The 14,397-nt window shown below is 72.6% G+C and carries 13 protein-coding genes and 3 tRNA genes; 5 read left to right on the forward strand and 11 right to left on the reverse strand.

The window, feature by feature from the left end; translation table 11 throughout:
- Nucleotides 1–41: 41 nt before the first annotated feature.
- The 10 genes from ASL10_RS02620 to tilS all read right to left on the reverse strand — a co-directional run bounded on the left by ASL10_RS02620 (nucleotide 42) and on the right by tilS (nucleotide 10,167).
- On the reverse strand, nucleotides 42–896 hold the full coding sequence (locus ASL10_RS02620) for a Rossmann-like and DUF2520 domain-containing protein (protein ID WP_082460095.1): 855 nt from the start codon (nucleotides 894–896) through the stop codon (nucleotides 42–44).
- Complete coding sequence (locus ASL10_RS02625) at nucleotides 893–2,788, reverse strand: PH domain-containing protein (RefSeq protein WP_056044079.1); 1,896 nt, start codon at nucleotides 2,786–2,788, stop codon at nucleotides 893–895. The genes ASL10_RS02620 and ASL10_RS02625 overlap by 4 nt, the downstream gene beginning before the upstream one ends.
- Entirely contained in the window at nucleotides 2,785–3,264 is a 480-nt protein-coding gene (locus ASL10_RS02630) for a PH domain-containing protein (RefSeq protein WP_056044081.1), read from the reverse strand. The genes ASL10_RS02625 and ASL10_RS02630 overlap by 4 nt, the downstream gene beginning before the upstream one ends.
- A gap of 56 nt (nucleotides 3,265–3,320) precedes the next feature.
- Nucleotides 3,321–3,797 (reverse strand): DUF3180 domain-containing protein, encoded by a 477-nt coding sequence (locus ASL10_RS02635; protein WP_056044083.1) that lies wholly within the window; start codon nucleotides 3,795–3,797, stop codon nucleotides 3,321–3,323.
- Nucleotides 3,794–4,507, reverse strand: coding sequence for a 2-amino-4-hydroxy-6-hydroxymethyldihydropteridine diphosphokinase (gene folK, locus ASL10_RS02640; RefSeq protein WP_200922556.1), 714 nt, complete (start codon nucleotides 4,505–4,507; stop codon nucleotides 3,794–3,796). The genes ASL10_RS02635 and folK overlap by 4 nt, the downstream gene beginning before the upstream one ends.
- Nucleotides 4,504–4,971, reverse strand: coding sequence for a dihydroneopterin aldolase (gene folB, locus ASL10_RS02645; RefSeq protein WP_235452321.1), 468 nt, complete (start codon nucleotides 4,969–4,971; stop codon nucleotides 4,504–4,506). The genes folK and folB overlap by 4 nt, the downstream gene beginning before the upstream one ends.
- Nucleotides 4,968–5,801, reverse strand: coding sequence for a dihydropteroate synthase (gene folP, locus ASL10_RS02650; RefSeq protein WP_056044577.1), 834 nt, complete (start codon nucleotides 5,799–5,801; stop codon nucleotides 4,968–4,970). Before folP ends, folB begins: the two co-directional genes overlap by 4 nt.
- A 661-nt stretch (nucleotides 5,802–6,462) precedes the next feature.
- A complete protein-coding gene (gene ftsH, locus ASL10_RS02655; protein ID WP_056044084.1) occupies nucleotides 6,463–8,454 on the reverse strand; it encodes an ATP-dependent zinc metalloprotease FtsH in 1,992 nt (663 codons plus the stop codon).
- Between the two features lie 125 nt (nucleotides 8,455–8,579).
- Complete coding sequence (hpt, locus tag ASL10_RS02660; protein ID WP_056044086.1) at nucleotides 8,580–9,131, reverse strand: hypoxanthine phosphoribosyltransferase; 552 nt, start codon at nucleotides 9,129–9,131, stop codon at nucleotides 8,580–8,582.
- A gap of 43 nt (nucleotides 9,132–9,174) precedes the next feature.
- Nucleotides 9,175–10,167: a tRNA lysidine(34) synthetase TilS gene (gene tilS, locus ASL10_RS02665; protein ID WP_056044087.1), complete on the reverse strand. Its 993-nt coding sequence runs from the start codon at nucleotides 10,165–10,167 to the stop codon at nucleotides 9,175–9,177.
- Between the two features lie 71 nt (nucleotides 10,168–10,238).
- On the opposite strand from tilS, the gene ppa reads away from it, so the two are divergent.
- Nucleotides 10,239–10,730: an inorganic diphosphatase gene (gene ppa, locus ASL10_RS02670; protein WP_043593233.1), complete on the forward strand. Its 492-nt coding sequence runs from the start codon at nucleotides 10,239–10,241 to the stop codon at nucleotides 10,728–10,730.
- Between the two features lie 78 nt (nucleotides 10,731–10,808).
- Here ppa and ASL10_RS02675 read toward each other — a convergent pair whose 3' ends face one another.
- Nucleotides 10,809–12,095 (reverse strand): M23 family metallopeptidase, encoded by a 1,287-nt coding sequence (locus ASL10_RS02675; RefSeq protein WP_056044090.1) that lies wholly within the window; start codon nucleotides 12,093–12,095, stop codon nucleotides 10,809–10,811.
- 337 nt (nucleotides 12,096–12,432) lie between these two features.
- Between ASL10_RS02675 and ASL10_RS02680 the strand changes: the two genes are divergently transcribed.
- The 4 genes from ASL10_RS02680 (at nucleotide 12,433) to ASL10_RS02695 (ending at nucleotide 14,383) form a co-directional block, all read left to right on the forward strand.
- Nucleotides 12,433–12,508, forward strand: a tRNA-Glu gene (locus ASL10_RS02680).
- An 83-nt stretch (nucleotides 12,509–12,591) separates the two neighbouring features.
- Nucleotides 12,592–12,668: transfer RNA gene (locus ASL10_RS02685), tRNA-Asp, on the forward strand.
- Between the two features lie 36 nt (nucleotides 12,669–12,704).
- A tRNA-Phe gene (locus ASL10_RS02690) sits at nucleotides 12,705–12,777 on the forward strand.
- 88 nt (nucleotides 12,778–12,865) lie between these two features.
- A complete protein-coding gene (locus ASL10_RS02695) occupies nucleotides 12,866–14,383 on the forward strand; it encodes a glycosyltransferase family 39 protein (RefSeq protein WP_056044092.1) in 1,518 nt (505 codons plus the stop codon).
- Nucleotides 14,384–14,397 lie beyond the last annotated feature (14 nt).

Here is a 14,397-nt window from a genome sequence, read left to right on the forward strand (position 1 = left end):
TGCTCCTGGGGTGGTGGAGGGGGCGGGAGGCGCGGGCCGGGTCAGGCGCGCGGGTCACCGAACGCGGTGGGGCCGTCGTCGAACGAGGCCATGTCGATGGTACCGGGGCCGGCCGCGCCCCCGGCCTCGCCGAGGGCGGCGTCCATGGCCGACCGCATCAGCGGCGCGAGCAGCCGGCCCGGCTCGGGCAGGCCCAGCTCGGTCAGCAGTCCGACCGACTGCGCGACGATCGCGGCAGAGAACTCGGTGGCCGTCGCGATGGCCTCGGCGTAACGCGGCCGGTCGGCCTCGGCCACGATGACGGGCTCGGCTCCCATCTCGACGACGAGCGCCTGGCCGATCGGCTGGACGGGGGTCGGCGCGGTGACGGCGCACCAGGCGTCGCGCAGCCGTACGAGGTCGATGGTCGTGCCGGTGAAGGCGAGGGCCGGGTGGATCGCCAGGGGGATCGCCCCCGACGAGAGGGCGGGCCGCAGCACCTCGAGCCCGTGCCGGGGCGAGGTGTGCACGACGAGCTGGCCGGGCTGCCAGGTGCCGGTCGCCGCCAGGCCCTGCACGAGGTCGGCCAGCTGGTCGTCGGGGACGGCGAGCAGGACGAGTTCGCTGCGCTCGACGATCTCGGGCACGGTCAACAGGGGCACGCCCGGCAGGATCGCCTCGGCCCGGTCGCGGCTGCGCTCGGACACGGCCGAGATGCCGACGATCGCGTGACCGGCGGCGGCGAGCGCGGCACCGAGCACGGGTCCGACCCGGCCGGCGCCGACGATGCCGACGCCGAGGCGACCGCTGCGGCGGTCGGAGCCGCGCGCGGTCGGCCGGGGGTCGCGCGGTGCGTCGCGTGGGCCACCGAGGGACGAGCCGCCGAGGGAGGGGCCGCCGGTCGACGGGTCGGTCACGGGGTCTCCTCGCTCCAGCGGTGGGTGCGGTCGGCGTGGGCGGCGGCGACGGCCTCGCGACCGGCGGTCGTGAAGAAGCCGAGGGCGTCGTCCTGGTCGAGGGCGCCGATCTCGGCGACGATCGGCCCCTGGACGGTGTGCAGGTGCACGGTCGCGAGGCGGAGCCGGCGGCGCAACGGACCCTGCACCAGGCCGACGCTCTGCACCCGGGGCAGCGGCACGATGACGAGCTGGCGCCAGATCGCGCCCTTGCGCAGCAACAGCGCACCCGGCGCTGAGCGGAACCCGTTGCGCCGCCACGAGAACCAGCGCAGCACGGCGGCCCGGCGCGGAGACACGGTGAAACCGCCGTCCGTACCGCTCGACCTGAGCCCGCCCTCGACGAGCGACAGGGTGTGCTCGGTCGTCGCCTCGACGGCGTCGCGGACGGCAGGAGGCGCGGCAGCGCCGGTCACGGACGTCTCGTCGGCGACCCCCTCACCCCCGACGGCAGGAGGCGCGGCCTCGCCGGTCGAGGAGGCGTCGGCAACCGGGACCGTCGCGGAGGCGACCGCCTCGGGGGCGTCGGCCGGTGCGGGCGACCCGGCCCGCGCCTCCTCGGCGGCGACGCCGACGGCGGCCACGCCGACCAGCTCGGGCAGGACGAGTTCGAGGACGCGGCGGACGTCGTCCTCGTCGCCGACCGGCAGGATCGTCGTGTTCTCCTGCCCGGCGGCACCCTTCGTGCTCGAACGCGAGGCGCGGTTGATCTTGACGTCCCACCAGCCGAACGGGCGCCAGAGCAGCGGTTGGCTGACCTTGATCGAGTGGATGCGGCCGGGCGGCAGCGTCTCGTTCGAGGTCGAGAAGAGGCCGTAGCCGATGCGGACCCCGTCGCGCGTGCCGGCGATCGTGTAGCGCAGCGACTTCGTGATGCGGTTGACGTAGAACCCGCCCGAGCCGAGCACGGCCGGCAGCAGCACGAAGAGCAGGAACCACTCGCCCGTCGTGACCACGCTGATCACGATCGCCACGACGGCTGCCAGGAGGAACAGCGTGTAACCGCTCAGGACGGTCGAACCGATGAGGCGACCGGGCGAGAGGGCCACGACCGACCGGGGCGGTGCCTCGTCGGGGTCGAGCTCGGGTGCGAGGAACTCGTGGGCGCGCTGCTCGACCAGACCGCCGAAGCCCTGCCGGTGCGGGGCGGGGGCGCCGGTCCGACCGGGGGTCGAGGTCCCGGCGACGGCGGCCGGGTCGGTCGCATCGCCCGTGCCCGCGCCTCGCGCATCGACCGGTGCACCGGGCGCGCTCGGGGCCGGGGCGTGCGTCTGCTGCGCCCCGCCCGCGCGCCGCAGGATCTCGCGGCGCAGGTCGTCCGCGGACGCCGACCGCAGGTAGGCGAGGGTGACGTTGGCGTCCTGCCCGGCCTGGGTGACCTCGAGCTTGGCGGCGCCGAAGACGCGGGCCAGCAGGGGACGCTGGATGTTGATGCCCTGGATGCGGTCGAGCCGCGCCCGCCGGTTCGTGCGGAACACGATGCCGCTGCGGACCTCGACGACGTCCTCGCCCACCCGGAAGGTGTGCATGCGCCACGACAACCAGAACCCGCCCACGAACAGGGCGATCACCACGACCACGGCGAGCAGCAGCAGGCCCAGCCAGCCCTTGTCGACGACGTACCCGAACGGGTCGCCCTCGTCACCCCGCCGACCGCCGGGCACGAACAGTTCGACCACGTACTCGCGCGCGTTGTTGAACAGGATGACGAGCACCGCGGCCAGGGCGATGCCGCCCTTGAGCAGCGGGGTGGCCGGGTGCAGACGGTGCCACTCGCCGTCGGTGAGCGCGGCGACGTCCGGAGGCGCGGGTCGGCCCCCGCCGCCGTCCGCCCCGGTGCGGGGGTCGCTCACAGGCCGGCCCGACGCGATTCGGCCAGCTCGACGAGGCGGTCGCGCAGCCGCTCGGCCTCGTCGGCGGGGACGCCCGGGATCGTCACGGCCGACGCCGCGGCCGCGGTGACGAACTTCAGGTCGCTGAGGCCGAGCGCCCGGACGACCGGGCCCCGGTTGATGTCGATGAGCTGCATGCGCCCGTAGGGCACGGCCACGACGCGCAGGTACAGGATGCCCTTGCGCAGCAGCAGGTCGTCCTCGCGAAGCTGGTAGCCGATCGCCCGGACGCGACGGGGGGTCAGGGCGGCGACCACGACGGTGACGACCACCACGACGGCGGTGATCGCGTAGGTCCACCACTGACCGATCAGCCAGAGCGGCACGGTGGCACCGGCCACGATCAGGCCGGTGACGAGGTAGCCGATCAGCTCGGGCCAGACGTACTTGGGCGAGACGCGGTTCCACTCGGCGTCGGGGATGTCGAGTCGGTCCATGTCGGCGTCTCTTCCGGTCGGCAGCGGTCGGTCGGCGGTGGTGGGACCGCAGGCGGTCAGACCGCCTGTGTGCCCGAGCCCTGGCCGTGCTCGTCGTCGGCGGGCGGGACGGTGCACATGCGCTCGGCGACGATGCCGGCCACCAGCAGCCCCGCACCGCCGACGACGGCGACGATCGCGGGCACGAGCGAGCCTACAGCGACCCCCACGCCACGGGACAGGACGAACAGCAGGACTCCCCCGGCGAAGCCGCCGAACAGGGCGCCGGCCAGGCTGCTCGCCTTGGCCAGCAGCAGCACGCGGGTCGCGTAGTAGGGGTCGACGCGTTCCTTGCTCGACCCGGTCGCGACCCGGTGCACGGGCACGGCCATCGAGACGACGACGCCGCCGATGCCGAGCAGCACGAGGCCGAGCGCGAAGGGCAGCACGATCGAGGGCTGACGCATGGCGACCAACACCGAGTCGAGGACGAAGCCGGCGGCCACGGCCACGATGATCAGGCCGACCAGGGTGGAGGGGCGGGTGTGCTTCACGGGGCTCCTGGGCTGGGGTCGGTGGTCGGGTCGTGCGCGGACCCGTGGTCGGACGTGGGGTCGAGCAGCGGAGGCTCGGACGCGGGGTCGAGCAGCGGGGGCTCGGACGCGGGGTCGAACAGCGAGGTCGCTCCCGGCACGGGACGGGTGCGCTCGGTGAGCCGGGACGCCAGGTCGGCGACCCGCCCGGCTCCGGCGAGCCGCGCCTCCGGGTCCAGCTCGAGCCAGGGCTCGAGCACGAACGCGCGCTCGGCGGCGCGGGGGTGCGGCACCTGCAGGCGCTCGGTGTCGATGCGCTCGTCGTCGAGGGCGACGACGTCGAGGTCGAGGGTCCGGTCGCCCCAGCGCACCTCGCGGGTGCGCCCGTGCGTGGCCTCGATCGCCTGCAGCGCGTCGAGCAGGGCGTCGTCGTCGAGCGTGACGTCGGCGAGCAGCACGGCGTTGAGGTAGGTCGGCTTGCCCGGATCGAGGCCGTCGAGCGTGACGGCGGTCGACGACACGGGCGCGGAGGCCGCGACGACCGTGATGCCGGGGGTCGCGTCGACGGCCCGGACGGCCTCGCGCAGCAGGGTGTCACGGTCGCCGAGGTTCGAGCCGAGGGCGATCACCGCACGCCGGACGCGCGGCGCGGCCGTGCTCGGCGCGCCCGTGCCCGGCGCACCCGCGCTCGAGCCACCCGTCCTCGGGCCGAACGTGCTCGGGCCGCTCACGCGCGCTCCCGGCTGATGGTGATCGACACGTCGCCGAAGGGCACGGTGATCGGGGCGCCCGGCTTGTGCACGGTCACCTCGGTGGATACCGCCGCACGGTGCGCGAGCACGACGCCGGCGAGGCGCTCGGCGAGGGTCTCGATCAGGTCGACCGGGTCGCGCTCGACGGCGGCCACGAGTTCTTCGGCCAGGACGCCGTAGTGCACGGTCTCGCCGAGGTCGTCCCCGGACGCCGCCGGGGAGGTGTCGAGGTGCACGACGACGTCGACGACGAACTCCTGCCCGTCGCGGCGCTCGTGGTCGAAGACGCCGTGGTGGCCGGTCGCCCGGACCCCGCTGAGGCGCAGCACGTCGAGGCCGGTCGCGCGGAGGACCGGCACGGGCCCGCCGACCGTCTCGTGCTCGGGGACCGACTCGGGCTCGCGCGCGGGCAGGCCGTCGGGCCCGCTCTCGACGCCGGTCACGCGTGCCTCGCCGGTCGGCGGGGAGCCACCGCGGCCTCGGTCCAGGCCTGCAGCACGTCGAGGGCGACGCGGGTGCCGGCGACGTCGTGGACGCGCACGCCCCAGACGTCGGCCTGGGCCGCCAGCACGCTGATCACGGCGGTCGCGGGGTCGCGGTCGGTGGGCGGCGCCCCCTCGGGCAGGAGGTCGGCCAGGAACCGCTTGCGCGACGCGGCGACGAGCACGGGCAGGCCGAGCCGGCCGACCACGTCGAGGTGGGCGAGCAGCTGCCAGTTCTGGGTGGCGTCCTTGGAGAACCCCAGCCCGGGGTCGAGCACGATCGCGGACGGGTCGACGCCGCGGGCCACGAGGTCGTCGACCCGCGCGGCGAGCTCGTCGGCGACGGTGCCGACGACGTCACCGTCGTAGTCGCGTGACGCGGCGGCGGGTGCCTGGCCCGAGCCGTCGAGTCGACCTCGCCAGTGCATGACCACGAAGGTGCGGCCGCTCTCGGCGGCGACCCGGGCCATGTCGACGTCGGCGAGGCCCCCCGACACGTCGTTGACGATCTCGGCACCGGCCTCGAGCGCGGCGGCGGCGGTCGACGCGTTCATCGTGTCGATGCTGACGCGCACCCCCTCGGCCGCGAGTTCTCGCACGACCGGCAGCACGCGGCGCAGCTCGTCCGCGGGCTCGACCCGAGAGGCACCGGGCCGGGTCGATTCGCCGCCCACGTCGACGATGTCGGCCCCCTGCGCGACGAGGGCGCGGGCATGGGCCAGGGCGGCGTCCAGGTCGAGGTGACGACCGCCGTCGCTGAACGAGTCGGGCGTCACGTTGAGCACGCCCATCACCTGCGGGCCGGGCCGGCGAGCACCGGATCGGTCGCGCGACCGGCGGAGAACCGGTGCAGGAGGCGCGGCGTGCGACCCCGGGCCGGTCGCGACCCGGTCACGCACCGCGGGTGCCGCGTGCGAGCCGGCGCGCTGCCGATCGGGTCGTGGCCGGGCCTCGAGCACGGCGTCGGCGTCGTCGAACGACCGCTCGTGCAGCGGCCCCTCGAACCGACCGCCGGCCACCAGCCGACGTCCGGAGCGGACCGCGGGGACCGGCGCCTCGGCGGGGAGGCTCGTCGCGGACGTGGTCGCCGGCGTGTGCGTGACGGGCGGCAGCTGGGCCGGGGGACGGACGGCCGCGGTCTCGTTCTGCGCCAGGACGAGACGTCCTTGCGTGATCGGGCCCACGGCGAGCTCGTCGGCGGCTGCCCGGGCGGAGGCCGGGGGCGCGTCCACGACGACGTCGGCCGGGTAGCGCTCCCGACCGCGAGGTCGCTTCGACGGCACGGCGCCGCCCTCGTGAGCCGCAGCGGGCGGACGTCCGTCGTCACCGGACGTGGCGGGGGTGCCGCGGGACGGGTCGGTCACGAAGCGGTACCTCCGTTCGGTGCTCGGGACGAGCCCTCAGGCTATCGACCGGCTGCGCCTGGGCGCAGCCGGTCGGGCCGATCGTGCGTCAGGCCGTGGCGATGCCGGGCGTCGTGCGGGGTGGGCGCGTGCGGGCCGGCTTGGTCGTCGGCTCGGAGTCGACGCCCCCGTCGACGGCTTCGGCGTCGACGGGCGACTTCGTCGGCATCGGGATCGCCGGGCGGTCGGACACCGGACGCTTGTCGCTCGAGAGCCACTGCGGGCGCTCGGGCAGCTTGCGGACGTCCTTGAAGATCTCCGCGAGCTCGTCGTGGTCGAGGGTCTCTTTCTCGAGCAACTCGCGGGCGAGGAAGTCGAGCACGTCGCGGTTGTCGTTGATGACCTCCCACGCCTCGTCGTGCGCCTGCTCGAGCAGCACGCGGACCTCGGCGTCGACCGTCTCGGCGATGTTCTCCGAGTAGTCGCGCGAGCTTCCGTCGCGGCCCATCATCATCTCGCCGGAGGCCTGGCCGAGCTTGACCGAGCCCACCTTGTTGCTCATGCCGTACTCGGTGACCATCTTGCGGGCGGTCGCCGTGGCCTTCTCGATGTCGTTCGAGGCACCGGTGGTCGGGTCGTGGAAGACCAGCTCTTCGGCGACACGGCCGCCCATGGCGTACGTGAGCTGGTCGAGCAGCTCGTTGCGGGTGACCGAGTACTTGTCCTCGAGGGGCAGGACCATCGTGTAGCCCAGGGCCCGACCGCGGGGCAGGATCGTGATCTTGGTCACGGGGTCGGTGTGGCGCATGGCCGCGGCGGCGAGGGCGTGGCCACCCTCGTGGTACGCGGTGATGAGCTTCTCGTGGTCGTTCATGATGCGGCTGCGGCGCTGCGGGCCGGCCATGACGCGGTCGACCGCCTCGTCGAGGGCACGGTTGTCGATCAGCTGCGCGTTGGAACGGGCGGTGAGCAGGGCGGCCTCGTTGAGGACGTTGGCCAGGTCGGCACCCGTGAACCCGGGGGTCTTGCGGGCCAGCACCTCGAGGTTGACCGAGGCGGCGAGGGGCTTGCCCTTGCCGTGCACCTCGAGGATCTGCCTGCGGCCGTCGAGACCCGGAGCGTCGACGCCGATCTGGCGGTCGAAGCGGCCGGGGCGCAGCAGGGCCGGGTCGAGCACGTCGGGGCGGTTGGTCGCCGCGATCAGGATGACGTTGGTCTTGACGTCGAAGCCGTCCATCTCGACCAGCAGCTGGTTGAGGGTCTGCTCGCGCTCGTCGTTGCCGCCGCCGATGCCGGCGCCGCGGTGACGACCGACGGCGTCGATCTCGTCGACGAAGATGATCGCCGGGCTGTTCTGCTTGGCCTGCTCGAAGAGGTCGCGGACGCGGCTGGCGCCGACGCCGACGAACATCTCGACGAAGTCGGACCCCGAGATCGAGAAGAAGGGGACGCCGGCCTCGCCGGCGACGGCGCGGGCGAGCAGGGTCTTGCCGGTGCCGGGAGGGCCGTAGAGCAGCACGCCCTTCGGGATGCGGGCGCCGACGGCCTGGAACTTGGCGGGCTCTTTCAGGAACTCTTTGATCTCTTCGAGCTCTTCGATGGCCTCGTCGGCCCCGGCGACGTCGGTGAACATCACCTGCGGGGTCTCTTTCGAGGCGAGCTTGGCCTTGGACTTGCCGAACTGCATGACCTTGCTGCCGCCGCCCTGCATGGACGAGAGCAAGAACCAGAAGATGACGCCGATGATCAAGAACGGCAGCAGGATGCTGAGCAGCGACATGAACCAGCTGGTCTGCGTGACGGTGTCGTCGAAGTTCTCGAGGTTCGCGTCGGTGACGGCGTCGACGACCTCGGAGCCACGCGGCGTCGCGTAGTAGAACTGCTCGGCCTTGTCGCCGTCCTTCAGGACGAGGTCGACGCGCTGCTCGTTGCTGAAGATCGTCGCCGACTTGACCTTGTCGGCCTGGATCGCCTCGAGGCCCTTCTGGGTCGAGATCTGCGTCGTGCCCGCCCCGCTGATGAGGCTCCACCCGATGCCGATGCCGATGACCGCGATCACGATGTAGATGATCGGACCGCGGAAGAGTTTCTTGAAGTCCATGTCAGTACGGGCGACGCCCGACACCTTTCTGCAGGAAGAACGTGAGCAAAAGGGTACATCGGGGCTGCTATGCCCTGGATGGGTGTTCGCCGAGGGCTTGATCGGCCCCGCCCGGGAGCGGACCGCTAGCTGTAGACGTGCGGGGCGAGCACCCCGACACCGCGGAGGTTGCGGTACTTCTCGTCGTAGTCGAGGCCGTAGCCGATGACGAAGTCGTTCGGGATCTCGAAGCCGACGTACTTGACGTCGACGGCGACCTTGGCGGCGGCCGGCTTGCGGAAGAGCGCGAAGATCTCGACCGACGCCGCGCCGCGCTTCTGCAGGTTCTCGAGCAGCCACGACAGCGTGAGGCCCGAGTCGATGATGTCCTCGACGATGATGACGTCGCGGCCGTGCAGGTCGCTGTCGAGGTCTTTGAGGATGCGCACGACGCCCGACGACTTGGTGCCGGAGCCGTACGACGAGACGGCCATCCAGTCCATCGCCGAGGCCAGCTTGAGCTCGCGCGAGAAGTCGGCCATGACCATGACCGCGCCCTTGAGGACGCCCACCAGAAGCGGCTCGCGACCGGCGTAGTCGGCCTCGACCTGCCGGGCGACCTCGGCGATCTTGGCGTGGATCTGCTCTTCGGTGTAGAGCACGCTGGTCAGGTCGGCCTCGATGTCGCTGAGTTCCATGGTGGTGTCGTGCTCCTGGGGTCGTGGGGTGCCGAGGGGGATCTCAGGAGGCGCCGGTCGCCGAGAAGTGCAGCGCGCCTCCGGTGCGTTCCACTGTAATGCCCGGCAGCGACACCGCCCCCTGCCCGTGCCAGTCGGTCACCAGCCGGGCGACCTCGAGGGTCTGGACGCGGCTCAGCGAGACGCCGAACTCGCTCTGCACCGCGAGCCGGATCAGTCGCTGACGCAGGGCCGCCGGGTTCGCGGCGAGCCCCCGGACGTCGAGCGAGATGCCCGCCTCGGCGTGGTCGGCCAGCTCCTCGGCCAGTTCGTCGGCGAAGTGGTCGAGGGCGGACGAGTCCTCGCGCAGCGCGTCCGCCGTCCGCGCGAGCGCCTCGGTGATGCCCGGGCCCAGCTCGCGCTCGAGCATCGGCAGGACGGTCCGCCGCAGTCGCACCCGCGTGAAGGTCGGGTCGTCGTTGTGCGGATCGGCCCAGGCCTCGAGGCCGGCGTCGGTGCAGGCCGCCGCCGTGGTCGAGCGACCGACGACCAACAGGGGGCGGGCGTACAGGCCCGAGCGCGCCTCCATGCCGCTCAGGCTCGTCGCACCGCTGCCCCGGGTGAGGCCGAGCAGCACCGTCTCGGCCTGGTCGTCGCGGGTGTGGCCGAGCAGCACGGTGCGGGCACCCTGCTCGGCGGCGACGGACGACAGCGCGTCGTAGCGGGCCGTGCGGGCCGCCGCCTCGGGACCGCCCTCGGTGCCCACCGAGACCCGGACGACGACGACGGGGTCGAGTCCGAGGCCGCGAGCCTGCTCGGCCGCGCGCGCCGCGACGGTGCGCGAGTCGCCCTGCAGGTCGTGGTCGACGACGACCGCCCCGGCGCGCAATCCCGCACGCGGCGCCTCGAACGCGAGCCCCGCGGCGAGCGCGAGGGAGTCGGGCCCGCCGCTGAGGGCCACGAGCACGAGGTCGCCCTCGTCGTGACCGGACAAGGAGGCGCGCACGGCTCGTCGGACGTCGGCCGTCGCGGGGGTCAGGCGGGGTCTGTCGGGCATCTTGTAACGTTAGCGACACCGCCGACCCGTCGGGTCGGACCCCCCAACGACGCATCGCAAGGAGCACACCCATGGCCGCGTACGACGCCGTGATCGAGATCCCCAAAGGCAGCCGCAACAAGTACGAGGTCGACCACGAGACCGGTCGCGTCTACCTCGACCGCGTCCTGTTCACCGGGTTCGTCTACCCGACCGACTACGGCTTCTTCGAGAACACGCTCGGCCTCGACGGCGACCCCGTCGACGTGCTCGTGCTGCTCGACTACCCGCTCTTCCCGGGCGTCGGGGTCAAGGTGCGCCCTGTCGGCGTCTTCAACATGACCGACGACGGCGGCAGCGACGCCAAGGTCATCGCCGTCCCCGCGAAGGACCCGCGCTGGGAGCACATCCAGGACGTCACCGACGTGCCCGAGTACCTCCGCAAGGAGATCGAGCACTTCTTCGAGCACTACAAAGACCTCGAGCCCGGCAAGTGGGTCAAGACCGAGGGCTGGGGCGACGCCGCCGAGGCCGAGGCCATCGTCGAGGCCGGCATCACGAAGCTGGCCGACGAGGGGCACTGACCTCTCCGCACCCCGGTACGACGAAGGGCCCGACACCACGTGGTGTCGGGCCCTTCGTCGTACCGGGGNGGACGGCGCCTAGAGGCGGATGCCGCGGTCCGCCATGAACGGCTGGGGGTTCTGCGCGACGCCGCCGACGCGGGTCTCGAAGTGCAGGTGGCAGCCGGTCGAGTTGCCGGTCGAGCCGACGTGCCCGATCTGCTGGCCGGTGCCGACCGCCTGCCCGACGCTGACCATGATGCCGCCGTTCGGCTGGTGGCCGTACCCGGTCGTGACGCCGTTGCCGTGGTCGATCAGCACGAAGTTGCCGTAGCCGCCGTACCAGCCGGCGTAGCTGACGACGCCCGCGGTGGCGGCGTAGATGGGCGTGTTGCAGCCTGCGGCGAGGTCGGTGCCGGCGTGAAGGATGTACGCGTGCGTCACGGGGTTGACGCGCATGCCGAAGCCGCTCGAGATGTTGCCGCCGGCGGGGCGCGTCCAGCCCTGGGGCGAGACGACCCCGAGGGCCGTGCCGTTGGTCGCCGCCGCCGCGGCGGCCGCGGCGGCACGTGACTCCTCGACGCCCTTCTGGTACTCGGCCTCGGTGTGGTCGACGTTGGTCTTCAGGGTCTCGAGCTGGGCCTGGAGCCGCGCCTGGTTCTCCTGCTGTGCGGCGAGGGCGTCGCTCGCGGCCTGGGCGGCGTCGTTCGCGTCGGCGAGGGCCTGCTGTGCCTCGTCGGCCAGCACGGCGAGGGCGGCCTCGGCCACGGCGGCCTGGTCGCTGAGCCCCTGTGCGGTGTTGCGGTCCTGCGTGGCCTGCGCGTAGATGCCGTCGGCCTGCTCGGTGAGCTTGCTCATCGCACCGAGCTTGTAGAGCAGCTGCCCGGCCTCACCCGGGTCGGCGATCAGGGTGCCGCTGACGCCGTTGGTGCCACCGGAGCGACCGAGCTGCGCGGCGAGTTGACCCGCCCGCTCCTCGCTGGCCGCGGCCACCTGGTCGGCGGAGTCGGCCTGCGACTGCAGCTGGGCGGTCTTGTACTGGGCGTCGTCGTAGGCGGACTGGGCCTTCTGCAGCTCGTCACCGCGCTTCTCGGCCTCGGTGTTGGCGGCGTCGAGGTCGGCCTGCATCTGGGTGAGGATGCCCTCGAGGTTGGTGATCTCGGCCTGCTTCGCGGTCTCGTCGCCGCGAGCCTTCTGGACGTCCTCCCACGACGGGTAGGACGCGGCCGTGGCCGACGACGCGGGCAGTCCGACGACGCCGGCGGTGAGCAGCAGGGACGCGGCCGCCACGGTCACGACGATGCGGGCCAGGCGCGACGACGGAGCGAGCGGGCCCGAGGTGAGGCTCACGAGGCGCGGGCGCCCGGTGCGGCGGGTGGAGGTCATCGAGTGGTTCCGATTCGTCGTGACGGCATCGAGCCCGGCCGGTCGCGCCGGGGTCGCCGTGCAGGACACGGTATCGCCGACGCCCGGTCCCGTACAGCGCCGCGGACGCGACGCCGCCGGGCGGTCGACCGGCGGTCGACCCCGAACTCTCAAGAACGACTTGAAACTAGCCGTCGAGTCGGTGAACGCGGGGCAGCCGAGACGGAGTGGCGAGCGTGTCGCCCGACCACGACAGGGGACGAGGAGGCGCGCGCAGCACCCGCCGTCACCCTCGTTTTGCTTTTCCCCGCGATCATCCGTATGCTCTGTGATCGGTTGCTATGACGTCCTCGGACACGGCCCCATCGTTTAGTGGCCTAGGACACCGCCCTTTCACGGCGGCAGCACGGGTTCGAATCCCGTTGGGGTCACCAGCACCACTGCAAGACAGCACCGAGGCAGCACCTGCACCAATCACAACAGAACATCGAGTACGCTGTGTCACAGCAGCAAGTTTGGCCCTGTAGCGCAGTTGGTTAGCGCGCCGCCCTGTCACGGCGGAGGTCGCCGGTTCAAGTCCGGTCAGGGTCGCCAAGGCGAGTTCATCGCCTGGGGGCTTCGGGCCCTCACGGCTGGGTAGCTCAGTTGGTAGAGCGTTCGACTGAAAATCGAAAGGTCCACGGATCGATGCCGTGTCCAGCCACAGAAGGCCCCGCTCAGGCGGGGCCTGACTCGTTTAACGGCATGGCCGGTGGTGGGCACCGCGGCATGGCCGTTGGTGGGACCGTCTCGTGAGCATCGGCCACGACCCCGCGGTCGTCTCCCTCCGCAGCCGCTGGCTCGACCCGCTCGTCGCCGGACTCGCGGCACTGCTGCTCGGGGCCGCGTTCAGCTGGGTGCCCTCGTACTGGAGCGACGAGGCGACGACGCTGCAGGTGGCGCGCCTCCCCCTCGGCGAGTTGCTGGCCTTCGTGCACCAGCGCGACGCGGTGCACACGGTCTACTACCTCTTCATGCACTTCTGGGTCGGCGCCTTCGGCGAGGCCGAGGTGGCCACGAGGTTCCCGTCGGCCGTCTTCGTCGGGGCCGGGGCGGCCGGAGTGCTCGTCCTGACGCGGATGCTGACGACCCGTCGCACCGCGCTGCTGGCCGCCGCGGTCTTCGCGGTGCTGCCCCGCTTCACGCTCGAGGCCGCCGAGGCCCGGCCCTACGCCCTGTCGGTCGCCCTGGCCGTCTGGGTGACCGTGCTGCTGCTCGTGGCCTCCCGGCGTCACCGCCGACGCTGGTGGATCGGGTACGGCGCGGTCCTCGCCGGGTCGATCGCGACCTTCGTCCCCCTCGGCCTGATCATCGTGGTGCACGGCGTGTTCCTGCTGCTGGCGCCGGCACAGCGCCGGCGTCGCGGAGCCCGCCACCGCCTCCTCGGCTGGTCCGTCTCGACCGGGGCGGCGTTGTTCGTGACCTCGCCGGTCATCGGGACGGTCCTCGCCGAGCGCTCGCGCCTCCTGGGGGTGGCCGATCCGTCGACGGGAGCCGACGTCACCTGGTGGACGGTCCTGGTCGAACCGTGGTTCGTCACGGGCCTGGCCTTCGCCGTGGTCTCGGCGGTCCTGCTCATCCTGCTCGGCACCCGTCTCCGCGACCGCTCGCGGACGCCCGGCAGCGTGGTCTTGCTCGGCGCGCTCTGGGTCGCGTTGCCCGCCGGACTGCTGCTCGCACTGGGACTAGTCCTGTCGCCCGTGTACACGTCGAGGCTGGTGACCTTCTCGGCACCCGGCATGTGCCTGCTGCTGGCCGTGGCCGTCACCGGCTTCCGCCGGCGCTGGATCAGCATCGCCCTCGTCGCCCTGCTGGTGGCGGCCTCGGTGCCGACGTACGTGCTGCAGCGACTGCCCACCGGCAAGGGCGGCGGCAGCGACCTCTCGCAGCTCTCGAGCTACATCGAGAGCCAGGCGCGCCCGGGCGACGCGTTCCTGCTCGACGCGACCGGCACCGTGTCGACGCGACCCCGCCAGGCGATGTACGCCTACCCGGATCGATTCGCCGAGCTCGACGACGTGGCCTACGTCCGCTCGGGCCTGCCGTCGGGCTCGTACTCGGACGTCACCCTGCGTCTCGACGACGAGGACGACGCCGTCGAACTGGCCGACCGGCTGTCGTCGGTCGACCGCCTCTGGATCGCACGGCTCTCCGTCGACGTCCTCAGCGAGGCCGACCTGCGGCAGCTCCGCGACCAGGGGTACGAGATCAGACAGGAGCACCGCACCGGTCGGAGCGTCGTCTACCTCTTCGCGCGACCGCCGGCCTGACGGCCAGGCCTGGT

The sequence above is a fragment of the Frigoribacterium sp. Leaf8 genome (genome assembly GCF_001421165.1).
GTDB lineage: Bacteria > Actinomycetota > Actinomycetes > Actinomycetales > Microbacteriaceae > Frigoribacterium.

Coding starts and splice junctions, on each gene's coding strand:
- ASL10_RS02630 (WP_056044081.1), bottom strand. CDS start 3,264: ATGGACCGACTCGACATCCCCGACGCCGAGTGGAACCGCGTCTCGCCC.
- folP (WP_056044577.1), bottom strand. CDS start 5,801: ATGGGCGTGCTCAACGTGACGCCCGACTCGTTCAGCGACGGCGGTCGT.
- ftsH (WP_056044084.1), bottom strand. CDS start 8,454: ATGGACTTCAAGAAACTCTTCCGCGGTCCGATCATCTACATCGTGATC.
- hpt (WP_056044086.1), bottom strand. CDS start 9,131: ATGGAACTCAGCGACATCGAGGCCGACCTGACCAGCGTGCTCTACACC.
- tilS (WP_056044087.1), bottom strand. CDS start 10,167: ATGCCCGACAGACCCCGCCTGACCCCCGCGACGGCCGACGTCCGACGA.
- ppa (WP_043593233.1), top strand. CDS start 10,239: ATGGCCGCGTACGACGCCGTGATCGAGATCCCCAAAGGCAGCCGCAAC.
- ASL10_RS02675 (WP_056044090.1), bottom strand. CDS start 12,095: ATGACCTCCACCCGCCGCACCGGGCGCCCGCGCCTCGTGAGCCTCACC.